The organism is Saprospiraceae bacterium (genome assembly GCA_016713025.1).
Lineage (GTDB): Bacteria > Bacteroidota > Bacteroidia > Chitinophagales > Saprospiraceae > OLB9.
In genome coordinates this window covers 1,547,090-1,562,767 of the sequence record JADJPZ010000004.1, presented here as the reverse complement: position 1 = coordinate 1,562,767, position 15,678 = coordinate 1,547,090, and the positions used below count along the sequence as shown (strand labels likewise).

Here is a 15,678-nt window from a genome sequence, read left to right as displayed (position 1 = left end):
GTAAAAACAAAGAAAAATTCCTTATCTAAAAGACATGGATATTCAAATTATCATCAGCTACATTTACGGTCTGCCATATTGTTAGTATATTCTGTACTGCACAGATTATTAAATATTTATACATTATTTAAAATTTTTAATATTTTGAAATTACATATTGTTTCACTTGTCTTTATTTTGTCTATTATATTGCCGTATGCTGCAAGAGGCCAACATCAGGAGTTGCAAGAGAAACCCAAGATCTGGCAATCGGAAACTAACAAAACTATTTCTGATTCTATGACAATCCTCGGTGCATTTACCAAAGGTACCGTACATGGTCATTTCCGTTATTTTTTTTCCGGCACTGATAATACAGGAGATTTATCTGATTATTGTGCCAATGCAGTTGGTGGAGGAATTCGATTTGAAACAGCCAATTTTAAAGGGTTTGCCATGGGTGTCAGTGGATTTTATATTTTTAATGCAGGCTCATCAGATTTACTAAAAAAAGATGAATCTACCGGACAGTCCAATAGATATGAATTGGGCTTATTTGACATGGATAATCCAACTAAAGTAGGTGAGATCAACCGGGTGGAAGAATTTTTTATAAAGTATCAGCACAGGTACTTCAAAGCTACGTTTGGCCGTCAATTGCTCAATACCCCTTTTATCAATCTTCAGGATGGTCGTATGAGGCCCACTGCTGCATCTGGCCTATGGTTGGAATTCCGCACAAAATCACAGCATCTTATTCAGTCAGGTTTGATCATGGGAGTAGCACCTCGCAGTACATCTAAATGGTACGACACAGATCAATCTATAGGTGTTTTTCCAGCTGGAGTGGATGCCAGCGGCAATAGGTCTTTATATGCTGGTAATGTAAATACCAAAGGTGCTCTATTATTTAATTATCAGTGGCAGCACAAACAATCTTTCAATCTTCAGTTTTGGAATATTTATTTGGACAATATATTTAATACATCCTTAATACAATTGGAATTGGAAAAACCTTTGGCTAACGGTAAATATTATCTGGGAACTCAATCGGCAATCCAGGTAAAAGTGGGAAATGGAGGCAACTCTAATCCCAATCTTGCCTATAACACCAATACTAATAATGTTTGGATTTTCGGAGGTCGGGTGGGATGGAAAAATTCAAAATGGGATCACAGTGTCAACTTTAATCATATCACTGATAGTGGCAGATACCTGATGCCGAGAGAGTGGGGAAGGGACTACTTTTATACTTTTATGCCAAGAGAAAGGAATGAAGGATACGGTGATGCCACTGCTTTGGTTCTGAAATCGACGTATAAGGTTTCTCAAAGCACGACTTCCACTATTATGTTGGGCAATGTACACCTTCCCGATGTAAAAGACTTCTATCTCAATAAATATGGTATGCCTTCCTATACTCAGATGAATATGGATGTGCGACACAAGTTTGGTGGCTGGCTTCAGGGTTTAGAAGCGCAACTCCTTTATGTTCGTAAGTGGAATCAGGGCGAAACCTATGGTAATTCCCGATATGTCATCCATAAAGTGGACATGAACCTTGTTAATGTAGTCTTGAATTTCAGGTTTTAGAGCGTCTTTTGGCACTCTTCTGTTAATTCTGTCTTAATATCTCTTAATAATAAGTTTTTTTAGTCTTGCAACCAATCTTGTATTTCAATATTGCATACATTTGCACCGATATTTATTACAAACCATTTTAACACGAAGATTATGTCTTGTTTCACAACTTTTCAGAATAGCGCAGCACCTGCTGACAGCGTTCTTCGTGGCTTACATTACTCTTAAGAATTTACTTTCCCATAGATATATGAAGCCCGAAGAAGTACATTTCAACGGGCTTTTTTGTTTTTATTCAAGTCCTTCTTTTTTAAGAGAAGGATTTAGGATGAGTTAACTAAAATTTCCCGTTTGGTATCACTTTGAAGCTTGAAATTATATTTCAGGCAAACCTACCGTCTTGCAATTCATATTGCACATTTATTTATATTTTATTAATTCAAAATCAATCATTCATGGGAAGTAAAATCTCAGGGAAAGACTTAATTAAGTTGGGCTTTCCTCAAAATAATTCAATAAACATTGCGCTCGGATATATCAATAGATACAAAAAGCGCGAGAAAAAAGAAAGTGTTCTGGCACAAGCAAAAGAAGTTTTGCTACAACCTGATACTTTTATGGGCGACCCAACTTGGGGAAAGATCGCAGAGAGTCTCGTCAAACCTGTAGAACTCAAAATGCATAAACTAAAGTCAGAACGCGTGCCTTTTCAGATCTACGGGGAAAACGAAATTGAAGATGCTGCAAAGTATCAATTGTATGAATCTCTAAAGCTTCCCATTGCGGTCAAGGGTGCGCTTATGCCTGATGGTCATGCTGGCTATGGACTTCCGATAGGTGGTGTATTGGCTACGGACAATGCGGTCATTCCTTACGGTGTCGGTGTAGATATCGGCTGTAGGATGAGTTTGTCTATCTTTGATTTGCCAGGCACCTACATGACTGGTCGGGAAGATGAGCTGAAAAACATCCTTAACGATCACACCAAATTTGGGATGACGGAGACACACAAAATCAAGGCCGATCATGCCGTATTGGACAGAAAGGAGTTCCGAGAAATTCCATTGCTCAAAGGTATGATCGACAAAGCGTACAAACAACTCGGCACTTCTGGTGGCGGCAATCATTTTGTAGAGTTTGGTATCGTAGATATCGAACAGACATTGCCAGAGTGGAAACTTAAGCCTGGAAGTTATTTTGCAGTCTTGTCGCACAGTGGATCACGCGGATTGGGTGCCAATATTGCCAAACATTATACGACCCTCGCTATGAAGCAGTGTCCTTTGCCACGTCAGGTGCAGCATCTGGCGTGGTTGGACCTGAACACACATGATGGTATGGAATATTGGTTGGCTATGAACTTGGCATGTGATTATGCAGCGGCTTGCCACGAAGACATACACCGACGGCTCAGCAAAGCACTAGGCAAACGAGTCTTAGTCAATATCAGTAACAGCCATAATCTTGCTTGGCGCGAAATCGTAGATGGCAAGGAGTGTATCGTACACCGAAAAGGAGCGACACCAGCAGCAAAAGGCGTCGCGGGCATCATACCGGGATCTATGACTGCACCTGGGTATATTGTGGTGGGCAAAGGCGATGATAACAGCATACAATCTGCTTCACATGGAGCAGGAAGATTGTTTTCTAGAGCACAATGTAAGTCTCAGTTTACTCAGCATGAGATCAAAAAACGACTCAAGGATGCTAGTGTGACTTTGATCGGTGGTAGCATCGATGAGTCGCCGATGGCATACAAAGATATCACGAAAGTCATGTCGTTGCAAACAGAGTTGGTGGACATCATGGGCACATTCACGCCCAAAATTGTAAAAATGGATAAAGGATAACATCATGCAAAAGTTAATTCAAATCACATCAGGTCGTGGACCGGCTGAATGTACCCGGGTTGTCGCTCGGGTACTTCAGATTTTAATGGATGATGCAAGGAGTCTTGGACTAGATGTACAAGTATTGCAGAAAGTAGCAGGGGACGAAAATGGCTCTATAGATACGGCATTATTGTCTGTTGAAGGTGCCCAAGCATTGAGTTTTGTGGATTCTTGGATTGGTACGATACAATGGATAGGAGAAAGTGAGATACGCAAAGACCACAAACGCAAAAACTGGTACATTGGTATCTTTGAAGTGGGAAATGCCACTGACATGGAGATCAAAGACAGCGATATTTCGTATCAGGCGATGCGCAGTTCGGGAGCCGGTGGACAACATGTCAATAAGGTCAGTTCTGCGATGCGAGCCACACATCTACCTACGGGCATACAAGTAGTAGCCATGGATAGTCGCTCACAGCATCAGAACAAAAAACTGGCTTATGAGCGTCTTCTTGTGAAAATCCGTGAAAAACATCTGGAAGCTTTAAAAACCAATGAGTTGTCTCAATGGAAAAACCAAATGCAAATAGAACGTGGTAATCCTGTGAGGGTATTTCGTGGCTCCGATTTTAAAAAAATGAAAGTAGAAAAGGGATATAAATCCCAAAGGTTAAGTTTAAAAAACAATTTAAAAAATGATTTAAATAATGAGTTCAATAGATAAATATTTATGTAAAGCTTTGGATGCTTACCCATATTATTTGGAAGAAGCCATAGAATCCTTGGATTACGCCTTATCAGGTGACAACAACAACGCTGCGACACTCTGTCTATATGGTAGAGTGTATGCAGAACAGTTGCAGGACTATGCCACTGCAAAAATGTATTTTCAAGATGCATTGGTGGCAGATATAGGGGCTGTTTTTGTGTACCCGTACTTCATACAATTGTTGATCGATTTTGATGAAGATGTGGAAGCAGAAAAGTTGATAGACTTTGCCTTAACTATCAAAGGTATTGATAAAGCATTGATCTTTTCTAAGTTGATCATACTGAAAGAAAAACTTTGCCAATACAAAGAAGTGAAGCGAGTCATCACCAAACTAAAATCTATTGTATTGAATGAGGATTATCAGGTATTTATGGATAAAACAGAAACGAGGATTAAGGTGAAGAAGAAAATGAAAAGCAAATAAAGCAAAGAAACTCAAAATATTTTAATGAAATAATGGATAAGGTATAAATGCGATGTCGTTTAATTAAGGCATCTTTATGAAGTCTTTCCCTTCTTGTAAGGGAAAGATTTAGATAGGGTAAAAACAATGGAAAATTGCTTATCTATACGACATTGGGTTTAAATGCCTAAAATTTGATCTTCAAAATCTTCTTTGCCGAACAAATAAGTTAATTTCTATTTTTACCATAACTCTATATTTATATGACTTATGGCAGAAATAGGAAATTAAATGAAGCTACTTGCATCCATCATTTGTCCATGAGCATTGCAAGATAATCTGTCTTGTTTCTGTAAGTGATTTCTTCATTTTTTGTTTTACTCATTCAGAAACAACACCACTACGCTCAAAAAGTATATTTTTGTGATGTTTTTTGAAAAAAGTATAAGATTAATGTATTACGTCAGAGATATTTCAGTCAAATTTGGAGAAAGAGTATTACTTGATGCGATCAGTTTTATGATCAGCCCCAAAGAAAGAATTGGTTTGATAGGAATGAACGGTGCCGGAAAATCTACACTTTTAAAAATCATTGCCGGATTATCCAGACCAGATGAAGGAGTGCTTGAATTCCCCAATGGAACATCAGTCGGGTATCTGAAGCAGGAGTTTTCGCTAAATGAAACCATTACAGTTATGGAAGAAGCCATGACATGTCATGACGAAGCCCAAAACATAGAAAAACAACTAGATGAACTGAATCATCAGATTGCAGAAAGAACGGATTTTGAGAGCGATTCGTATCACAGACTTTTGGAAGACCTTGCAGCGCTTACCGGAAGACTGGAACATTTTAATCTCACAACCCTTGAAATTGAAACAGCTAAAATTTTGAAAGGGCTTGGATTTACAGACGAAGATTTTTCCAGAAAAGTAACAGAATTCAGCGGCGGATGGAAAATGCGGATAGAGCTAGCCAAATTACTACTCAGAATTCCTGATGTTTTGATGCTCGACGAACCTACCAATCATCTTGATATTGAATCTATCATCTGGCTAGAAAACTACCTGAAAGATTATCCCGGGACAGTCATAGTGATATCTCACGACATTCAGTTTCTCGAGAATGTGTGTAACAGAATCATTGAGGTAGAAAATGGCGATATTCTGGATTATAAATTGTCTTATAAAAAATTTCTGGAAGAAAAAGAGAAGCAGCGAGTCATACAGATATCTGCTTATGAAAATCAGCAAAGGGATATAGCTCAGAAGGAAAAGACCATCAGTAGGTTTATGGCAAAGGCCACAAAAACCAAGATGGCTCAGAGTATGCAAAAACAACTCGAAAAAGTGGATAGAATCGAAGCTCCTGTAGAATCAGGTAAAACTATGAGTATCCGGTTTGCTGAAGTGCCCAGATCGGGTAGGGAGGTCGTCAAAGCATTAGATGTCAGCAAGTCTTTTGGTGATAAAAAGGTATTCAGTGGTTTGAATTTTGCTATTGAGAGAGGAGAAAGAGTAGCCTTCGTAGGGCAAAATGGACAAGGAAAAACGACCATGGCCAAAATTATAGCTGGTCTTATACCTCCTTCAAACGGGAAAATGGAAGAGGGCTCCAACATGCATCTCTCTTACTATGCTCAAAACCAGTCTGAATTATTGGATTTGAAATCTACTGTGCTCGATACCATAGAAGACCGAGCACCCGAAGAAATGAGATCCAAAGTAAGAAGTATCCTGGGAGCGTTTTTATTTTCCGGAGATGATGCCGGTAAAAAAGTGAGTGTACTTTCGGGTGGCGAAAGAGCAAGGCTTGCTATGGCATCGCTTATTATGAAACCCTGTAATTTTCTGATCCTTGACGAACCCACCAATCACCTCGATATTTACAGTAAGGAAGTGCTAAAAAAGGCATTGATATCTTATGAAGGTACACTTTTGGTCATCTCTCATGACAGGGACTTTTTGTCGGGATTGACAAATAAGGTCATCGAGTTTAAAGACGGTAGTATTAAGGAGTATCTTGGTGATATTGAGTACTTTCTTGATAAAAAGAAACTGGACAGCATGCGATCTGTTGAATTGCAAAAATCTGAAACATCAATTAATGATCTGAACACCACAAATTCCGGTAAAAAAACTGATCCGGAACAATCCCGCAAACTCAAAAAACAGATATCTGGTATTGAAAGGGATATTTCCAAAATTGAAAATGAACTGGCAGAACTTGAATTAAAACTTGCTGATCCGGATTTTTATAATCAACCCTCCTTCATGGATGTCAATAATAAATATTTGCTGCTGCAAAAAAATCTGGAAAAAAAGATGGAAGAGTGGGAAATGGCATCTTTGGAAGCTGATGCTTATATATAAAAAAAAAGACCGATTCTCCCTACAGAACCGGTCTCGAGTAAACAATTTGCTTAATTAATTACTCATAAACTCAATCTCAGGTAGTAACCTATCCAAAACCATGCCAAAAAATAAAATTGAACCATATATTTGAAGTGAAATGAAAAATTTGCCCATATTATTTATATAATTAACAATTTTTATGGTCATAATACTATCTCCATCCAAATCCTCACAAAGCAAATCACTTAAGGCTGAGACGTTCACGTTACCTGTTTTTATTGAAGAAACAAGCGAATTGATAAATATTTTGAAATGCAAAAACAGAGACGAGATAAAATCAATTATGTCTTTGAGTGACAAGCTTGCAGATCATACCTGTGCATTGATAGACTCCCTTTCGGTAGATATTTCAACAGAAAACAGCAGAAGTGCCATTTATAATTTTACAGGGGAAGTATACTCTGGATTGAATGCGCATTCGTTTAGTGCATCTGATATGGAATACGCTCAAAAGTATTTGCTTATATTATCTGGACTCTATGGCATCTTGCGCCCTCTTGATTTGATGAAAACCTATCGATTGGAGATGGGACTGAAATTCAAAACAACTCTAGGATCCAATCTTTACCAATTTTGGGGAGACAAAATCACTTTTGGTATCAACAGATCTCTTCAATCTTCTGATTCAAATTACCTCCTGAATCTGGCTTCTGACGAGTATTTTAAGAGTGTAAAAGTTTCCAAGCTAGACAAGAATATTATCAATGCCGAGTTTTTTGAAATGAAAGGTGGAAAGAGATCTTTTGTATCATTTAATGCAAAACGAGCCCGAGGTCTCATGGCTGCGTATGTGATCAAAAATAGAATAACTCATCCTGATGATTTGAAACTTTTTGACACAGAAGGGTATTGCTATCATCCGGAATTGTCAGACGATCGATCTTTTGTCTTTGTAAAATAGTAAAAAAGGTAAAACCCCAACTTCGGGACAATGCTAGGAGTAATCCTTAAATTACAAGCATTTGTCTAAAGAATCTTTTTGCAAATAACTTTATTTCAATAGGTTACGTTTTCTGTTTAAATTGAACTTAACAAAATGAAACGTCACACCACATCTGAAACAAGTACTAATTCTAGCTATACACCATTGTATATTGTCAGAAGCAATCATTCCTTGAAGTTTATCAGAAATGAACACAATAGAGGATTAAGGCAAAGATTTTTTGAACATGGTGACCAACCTTTAATTAAAAGTTTGCCTTTTCTTATATTAAAATCTATACCATGGGTTATTTTGCTCTTGGCGATAGTTCTATAGTAATTTAGCCCTAACGGTAGAAAATAGAATAGATCCTTTATATTCAAATATTAAAACAAACCATAACAAAAGGTATTCTACAGCCACAAACCAGAGATCTTCATGATAGGTGAGTTGACTATAGTTGACATACGAAATGAAAGCAAGAAATGACCATACTAAAGGATAGGTCCTGTCTGAGAGTATTCCGAATAATACTACAGAGATGATATACCATGGATGCACAGTTGTAGATAGCATTAGATAAGTAGTCCATACTATAAGACTGTAATTCCAAAAGTTTGTTTCTGAGTATTTTTTGGACTTATTTGCAAAATAGATATTGGTCATCAATGTTACAATTGCCAATAATGGACCGATAAATTGTATGAGATTATATCCTGAAATCAAATTTCCGGCATATCTGAGCACGTAATATATGCTTGCATTAAACTCAAACTTACGAAAGTATAAGTCCACACTACTCAAAAAGGAAGACGATGCGAAGCCAGAAACTAAAGGTATAAAAATGATCATCAAAAAGATGCCAAGAAGGCCTGAAAATCTGAAACGGTCTTTGGAAGGCATTCTGAAAAGGAAAAACGGAACGATCATCAATGGCAGCAATTTTATACCTACACTGAATGCCAGAAAAAAAGCTCCTTTCATATACTTTGAATCAAATATGTAGTAGACAGATATAAGCATGAATGATAGCATTGCAACTTCAAAATGAAGATTTCCGATACATTCCAGAATTACCAATGGATTTAAATAATACAGGATTACACATTTAGTTTCAAGATTTCTTCTGTTCAGCAACTTCAGCAGGTACATAATGCCTGCGAGCTCTGTTGTGATGATGAGCAATCTCATGATGACAACACAGGATTTGATATCGCCAGCTAAGGCACTGATAGCAAAATAAAGTTGATTGACAGGTGGATATATCGTGTAGTACTCCGGCGAATTTAATAAATGAAACAGTTCTGTGTTGAGATATGGCAGGTGGAGCTGTAAAGTATCTTTAGGCATGATACCATAAGGATTGATACCTTCCAAAATGAGTCTGCCATCCCAGAAAAATCTATATATATCATCAGAAAAACCGGGGAATACAAATAACATTGCCATACGTGTGATGATGCCGGCAGCTATCACTATTTTCAAATTGTAATTTGACTTATATATCAATAACATCAATCCGAAGCCAATAGTAAATATGGGAAACGCAGAATAAAAATCTTTTTGATCGAAGAAAAATTCAATAGCACCTACAGAAAGTATGAAACACAGGAGAATGAGATGTTTCACAATCTTAACCCGAGATGGTTCAGCTGAATAGTTTACTTCTGATTGCATATAAAAACAAGATAAAATATCCTAAAGCCAACATCATATGAAATAGCAGAAAATATGCCATCTGGTACTTCCAGCCATAGTATACTGCAAATATGAAATAAAGACTTAGCAAACCTTCACCTACAGAAACCAGACTCAAGCTTTTTGAAAAGTAAGATGTCCTGAATTTTGGTGTTGCATTTTCAGCAGTTCCATATTTCGGGGTTCTTACAAATTGTGATTTATTGCCAGCTAAACCCTGTACTACCGCAAGGGCATTGTGAAAAGCAAGTCCCATAGACAATGATAGAAATACAGGAAATAAAAATATAAATTTGAAAATCATCCATATTTTATTTTCTTTTGGCCAGGCAGTCTGAACATTGGCCACATAGTATACCATAATGATAGCAATCATGGATATCATAAAAAACGAAAACTTGCCGGGGTCAAGACCCAATGGATTTATAAAAAACAACAAAGGGAAACTAAAAACACCCAATAAGAAAACAAAAATAAAGATTGTACTGGACAAAAGGTGCACTGTTGCCTGAATCTTTTGGATAAATGGAATTTCTGACAACCAAACTTTTGGCAACAATTTTTTGGCTGTTTCTGCTCCACCTTTCATCCACCTGAATTGTTGCGATTTCAGACCATTGATTTCAGACGGCAATTCTGCCGGAGCTAAGATATCTTCCATGTATTGAATTTTCCAACCCTTCAGCTGTGCTCTGTAGCTGAGATCCAAGTCTTCAGTAAGTGTATCTGCTTCCCAACCACCAGCATCCGTGATACATTTTTTACGCCAAATTCCGGCAGTACCGTTAAATTGTAAAAAATATCCAGCTTTATAACGGCCGGTTTGTTCCACAGTAAAATGTACATTGAGTTGCAGAGCCTGCATTTCAGTAAGCAGAGAGTCTTTTTGATTGATATGCGTCCATCTTGTTTGTACAACGCCGATTTCAGGTTGCCCAAAAGCAGGTATGGTTTTTTTGAGGAAATCTCTCTTAGGAAGAAAATCAGCATCAAAAATTGCAATAAATTCACCTTGCGCCGATGGCAATCCTTCCTTGAGTGCACCTGCTTTAAATCCATTTCTGGCAGTTCTGCGGATCGCGCATATGTTGAAGCCAAGTTTATGATATTGAGCTACTTTTTTATTAACGATATTGGTTGTATCATCAGTAGAATCGTCGAGTATTTGTATTTCTAGCGCATGTTTAGGATAATCTAATTGGATGATGTTATCAATCAGACGCTCTGCCACATACTTTTCATTGTAAAGAGGTAATTGTATGGTGACTGATGGCCATTCAGATGGGTAATCAGGAAGATGCGGGTTTTTATTTATTTTAGCTTTTGAAAATAGATATCTGTATAGTAAATGCAGCTGCATAAGACAGTAAATCGTAATGTATATCAATGCGATGGAATAAACTATGACCAGTACATACCCAATAATCTCAAACATGTTTATTCCTATTCATATTATATAAGTTTAAAAATAGTCCACAGGATCTTATGACCTGCCAGGATAGAGCCACGAATCGTACCAGATACCTTAGACTTTCCTATTCTTTTGCGGTATCTGACTGGTATTTCACAAGCGTTTAAACGTTTTTTAGCAGCCTTTACTTGCATTTCAACAGTCCAGCCAAAGGTCTTATCTTCCATTTCCAAGTCCAGAAGCCGCTGATACTTTATGGCCCTAAATGGCCCCAAATCTGTGAATTGGTAATTATAAATGATTCTTATCAAGTTGGTAGCCAACCAATTGCCAAAAATCTGTTGTGGCATCATGGACCCTTTTTCCATTTGACCCAACGCACGTGAACCAATCACCAAATCTTTGTTGTTCTCTACAATGGGACGGACTAATTCAGGCATTTCGTCCGGAAAGTCAGAATAATCACCATCCAAAAATACTACAATATCAGGATGAATATCAAGCTTAGATATATAATCCATTCCTTTCAGGCACGCATTGCCGTAGCCTTTTAAAGATTGAGTTACTGTAATCGCTTTTTTATTTTTTGCTACTTCCTTAGTTCTATCACTACTTCCATTGTCGCAAACAATAATATTACGTACCAAGTAAGGTGGTATTTCATCAAGTACCTTCCCAATGGAATCCTCTTCGTTAAATACCGGAATAATTACATCAATGACTGGTGTCAAATTTCAATTGCTTTACAACGCAAATATAGTAAAAAATGAGGACATCCGGAAAGCTATTCTTCGTTTTCCTTTTGTATAAAATTGCATTTAGAAGATAATTGGAGATTTTTTAATTGGATTGTTATTATAACACACGTCAAGCCTTTTCAGCTGACGCTTCTGCCCTTCCATCGATAATTTATTGGAAATAAGGCGACTATACCGGAAGCTATGATGTGAATGAAATATATCAAAAAGCTTGGAATAAAATAAGACAATATAATTTGCCGTCCATAATGTGTACTTAATCTTCGCAGAAAGAAATAGTCTGCCGTGTATTTGATAAGTATTCCTATCATTATTGAAAATACAAGTGATTCAGATGTCAGGATAATACCTGTAATACATCCGATGACAAGCAGGCAGGAATACAGAAATATATAACCCTGAAGTGCCATGAGTGTATGATTATTGGTCTTGGATGATTTGGAAGCCCATCTGATACGCTGATACCATAGGCAATCCCAAGATTTTTCCGGTTTTGTGATGGCTATAGCTGATTGATCTGAGATAAACCTGATAGATCCAGGATAAGCGTTACCAATTTTATTGATTAGAAAAATATCATCACCGGAAGCTATATTTTCATTACCGACGTATCCACCAGTTTGCACAAAAGCCTCCTTCCTAAAACTCAGATTGGCACCATTTGCCAAGTAGTATTTTTGGGATAAGATCCCGGCCATAGTTGTTGCCATAGTTGCAACCATATCTAAAAATTGAAATACATTAAGGATGGATGGACTTTCTTCCGGTAGTACGACCGAGGTGCACATCTGAACATTGCTATTCTGGTAAACCTTTGCATGTGATTCGATCCAGTATGGACTTACTTTACAATCAGCATCAGTCGTTATGATAATAGGATGATTAGCTACTGCAATTCCATAAGATAAGGCAGCTTTTTTTCCCTGCAGATGTTCCGGAAGGCTTATAACCCTGATATTGGGAGTATGAAGGCTGATAATAACATCTTTTGTATTATCTGTACTGTGGTCATCTACAACAATAATTTCAAAGTTTTCTTTTTTATAATCATTTGCAATGATGCTTCGCAGGCATGCCTCAATATTTTGTTCTTCATTACGGGCAGCAATTATAATGGAGACATTTATCTTACTTGCTGTATTTTTCGAAACTATGTCCATTGGTATATTCCAGTATGAATATATCCAGTATAAGACGAATATATAAACAAAACCTGAAAAAATTATAATGCCAAAAAAGATCAATGGTGTTTATTTAAACATATCATCATATTCATTGGCTTTGTCGTTTTTGACGGGTTCGCTTACATTGCCTTTTTCTTGTCGGATTGGCTCCGGTTTTCGCTTTAATGGCGGAAGTTCTAAAAATGAATCATCTTCATCGACTACTTCTTCATAGTCAGTATAAGTGGTTTTTTCCTGAGTTACTTTTTCCATTGCTTTTTTAATACTTCTCTTTCCTAAAGCTTTTACAAAGAGATATCCAGCTACAAAAGGATATGCAAAAACAATCATTACTACTGCTAATACTCCGGCCCAGGGATTTTCTTTGAGCAGCTTCCAAATAAAAATGAAAAAGTCTTTTATTACCTTGTAATCAATGATCAAAGTCAAAATAAGTAAGACCGGTGTTGCCCATGACAATAACCAGAAAAGACCTTTCGCCATAAAAAACAAAACAGTAAAAAAAACAGCAAGAATGAGTAATGGGCCTAAAAATCCAAATGGACTATTGCCGCCACCAAACCTATATTCTTTATATGCAGCCATATCGTTTGTATATATTTAATTACAGAACAAAATTAAAGAAATAATTTTACTTATCTATAGCTTTTTTATACTAACCTATGTTTTTATAGGATTAAGAGTATGTTTAAATTTTGTTTTTGGATTATAAAATGAACTTATTTTGAGCGAAAAAAGGCAAATTTTGCAGTCCGCCGCGGCGAATGGGCAATTTGACGAAAATTTTAACGAATTTGCAGCCAAAATAAGACATTTTATTGCTAAAGGATAAATTTTAAACATACTCTAAATTCCACTTTTATGGAGGTATTGTCAAAAATGCAACAATCCATTTTAAAATTTGAATAGTTATAATGATTAACTAATTGGATAATAATAGTAAAGTCGTAATTACATTCTGTATATCGCAGCATTGATATTCATACCTGCACCCACGGATGCAAACATAATGATATCTCCTTCCTTCAATTCATGATCATCCATCCAGCCGTGTTTTACATAATCAAAAAGGGTCGGGATAGTCGCAACCGAACTATTTCCGTATTTATGAATGTTCATAGGCATGATGTGGTGTGGAATATCTTTGATACCATATAATCTGTAGAACATTTTTATTATACCTTCATCCATTTTTTCATTTGCCTGATGGATAAAAATCTTTTTTATAGCCCTGACGTCAACTTCACTTTTTTCGACACAATACTTCATAGCTAATGGCACATTTTTAATAGCGTATTCATAAACTTTCCTGCCCTTCATTTTTATATACCTGATGTTCGGGTCACTCTCTGGTCGGTATGACTCACCAAAATTGATATAATTTGCTTCCTGCACACAGTGTGATTGAACTGCTGAAGCTATTACACCCGAATCACTATGGGTTTCTACGTACTCCAATACAGTCGCGCCGGCACCATCGCTAAATATCATGCTATCTCGGTCATAAGGGTCTATCACTCTGGATAATGCCTCTGCACCTATCACCAGTATCTTTTTGGCAATCCCCGCTTTAAAAAAAGCATCAGAGTGTATCACGCCTTGTAACCATCCAGGGCATCCAAATAATATATCATAAGCTATACATGACGGGTTCACTATGCCAAGCTTTTGTTTTATTCTAGAAGCTAAAGCAGGTACAGCATCAGTTTGGACAGAGTGATAGGCCACATCCCCATAATTGTGTGCAACAATGATCTGGTCCAGTGTTTCCGGATCCATATTGGCATCTTCTATTGCTTTTTTTGCTGCGATATATCCTAAATCTGATGCCATCAATTCTTCAGACACATACCTTCTTTCAGAAATACCGGTGATATCTTCAAATTTTTTTATGATTTCATGTGAAGGTGCTTCAATGATGTTTCCGTCTTCACCATAAAATGTGTTTTTGATAAAGTCATCATTAGAGACAATATTTTCAGGAATAAAACTTCCGGTACCTGTTATAACTGTGCGTAACATAAAGATTTGTTTACTAATATAATAGTGCTTTGCATGTAATACATAGCAAAACTTATATTGAGGGTATAAGAATCAATTAACACCATACAAGCATCAAATGTAAGGATTTTTAAATACTTTTGTCCATTTATTTAGCTAATTAATTTGTAATATGATTTATATCACTGACGGTACGATTAATAAATATATTGACATCTTTGAAGATCAAAATGTTTACAAATCAAAGTTGGAGCAACTTTTACTGATCAAAAAGATTTGATGGCATTTATAGACAAAGATAATCAAAGTCTGTTGAGTAGTGAAGAATCCGGTATGCTTGAGTACCTGACTATGATTCTCTATTATAGTGCCAGCGAGCAGTGCGGTAAAATAAGCACATTAAAAGGACAAGACCTTGAAGAAGCAGAAGAAAAAAACTGGGGAGTTTTTAATTCAATTCTTTCTGGTTCATTTTCAAAAGCACTTGATACATTCTTTGAAAACTATCAGCAGGAAGATATGCTGGCATTGGTGGAAGATTCTCTTCAACCCGATGAGGATCAGGTGATATCAACAGTAGGTAGGGAAATTATATTAGTTGCATGTAAATCCATTATTGACATCATACATCAAAATAATAACTGAAGTTGATAGATCTTAATAAATAGTTATCGCTCACCAGTCTTCGCTTTGCTCAGCTTAGTGGTCGATGGGTAAAA

At 36.8% G+C, this 15,678-nt stretch carries 13 protein-coding genes; 7 read left to right on the top strand and 6 right to left on the bottom strand.

Annotated elements, in window-relative coordinates; all coding sequences use genetic code 11:
• Nucleotides 1–144 precede the first annotated feature (144 nt).
• From IPK35_12945 to yaaA, 6 genes are all read left to right on the top strand, one after another.
• Nucleotides 145–1,572: an outer membrane porin, OprD family gene (locus tag IPK35_12945; protein MBK8054143.1), complete on the top strand. Its 1,428-nt coding sequence runs from the start codon at nt 145–147 to the stop codon at nt 1,570–1,572.
• A gap of 443 nt (nt 1,573–2,015) precedes the next feature.
• On the top strand, nt 2,016–3,410 hold the full coding sequence (locus tag IPK35_12940; protein ID MBK8054142.1) for an RtcB family protein: 1,395 nt from the start codon (nt 2,016–2,018) through the stop codon (nt 3,408–3,410).
• Between the two features lie 4 nt (nt 3,411–3,414).
• Nucleotides 3,415–4,119: a peptide chain release factor H gene (locus IPK35_12935; protein MBK8054141.1), complete on the top strand. Its 705-nt coding sequence runs from the start codon at nt 3,415–3,417 to the stop codon at nt 4,117–4,119.
• Nucleotides 4,103–4,591, top strand: a complete 489-nt coding sequence (locus tag IPK35_12930) for a hypothetical protein (GenBank protein ID MBK8054140.1) — start codon at nt 4,103–4,105, stop codon at nt 4,589–4,591. Before IPK35_12935 ends, IPK35_12930 begins: the two co-directional genes overlap by 17 nt.
• 432 nt (nt 4,592–5,023) lie before the next feature.
• On the top strand, nt 5,024–6,943 hold the full coding sequence (locus tag IPK35_12925; GenBank protein ID MBK8054139.1) for an ABC-F family ATP-binding cassette domain-containing protein: 1,920 nt from the start codon (nt 5,024–5,026) through the stop codon (nt 6,941–6,943).
• 181 nt (nt 6,944–7,124) lie between these two features.
• Nucleotides 7,125–7,886 carry a peroxide stress protein YaaA gene (yaaA, locus tag IPK35_12920; GenBank protein ID MBK8054138.1) on the top strand — a complete coding sequence of 254 codons (762 nt, stop codon included), beginning with the start codon at nt 7,125–7,127 and terminating at the stop codon, nt 7,884–7,886.
• Nucleotides 7,887–8,237: 351 nt separating this feature from the next.
• Here yaaA and mptB read toward each other — a convergent pair whose 3' ends face one another.
• The 6 genes from mptB to IPK35_12890 form a co-directional block, all read right to left on the bottom strand.
• Nucleotides 8,238–9,584, bottom strand: coding sequence for a polyprenol phosphomannose-dependent alpha 1,6 mannosyltransferase MptB (gene mptB / locus IPK35_12915; GenBank protein MBK8054137.1), 1,347 nt, complete (start codon nt 9,582–9,584; stop codon nt 8,238–8,240).
• Nucleotides 9,556–11,040 (bottom strand): glycosyltransferase, encoded by a 1,485-nt coding sequence (locus tag IPK35_12910; protein ID MBK8054136.1) that lies wholly within the window; start codon nt 11,038–11,040, stop codon nt 9,556–9,558. The genes mptB and IPK35_12910 overlap by 29 nt, the downstream gene beginning before the upstream one ends.
• Nucleotides 11,041–11,057: 17 nt before the next feature.
• Nucleotides 11,058–11,747 (bottom strand): glycosyltransferase family 2 protein, encoded by a 690-nt coding sequence (locus IPK35_12905; protein ID MBK8054135.1) that lies wholly within the window; start codon nt 11,745–11,747, stop codon nt 11,058–11,060.
• Nucleotides 11,748–11,893: 146 nt separating this feature from the next.
• Nucleotides 11,894–12,934: a glycosyltransferase gene (locus tag IPK35_12900; GenBank protein MBK8054134.1), complete on the bottom strand. Its 1,041-nt coding sequence runs from the start codon at nt 12,932–12,934 to the stop codon at nt 11,894–11,896.
• A 90-nt stretch (nt 12,935–13,024) separates the two neighbouring features.
• Nucleotides 13,025–13,543, bottom strand: a complete 519-nt coding sequence (locus IPK35_12895; GenBank protein ID MBK8054133.1) for a hypothetical protein — start codon at nt 13,541–13,543, stop codon at nt 13,025–13,027.
• 366 nt (nt 13,544–13,909) lie between these two features.
• On the bottom strand, nt 13,910–14,980 hold the full coding sequence (locus IPK35_12890; GenBank protein MBK8054132.1) for a ketoacyl-ACP synthase III: 1,071 nt from the start codon (nt 14,978–14,980) through the stop codon (nt 13,910–13,912).
• 258 nt (nt 14,981–15,238) lie between these two features.
• Here IPK35_12890 and IPK35_12885 point away from each other — a divergent pair, with 258 nt between their 5' ends.
• Nucleotides 15,239–15,604 (top strand): hypothetical protein, encoded by a 366-nt coding sequence (locus tag IPK35_12885; protein MBK8054131.1) that lies wholly within the window; start codon nt 15,239–15,241, stop codon nt 15,602–15,604.
• The last annotated feature ends 74 nt before the right edge of the window (nt 15,605–15,678 follow it).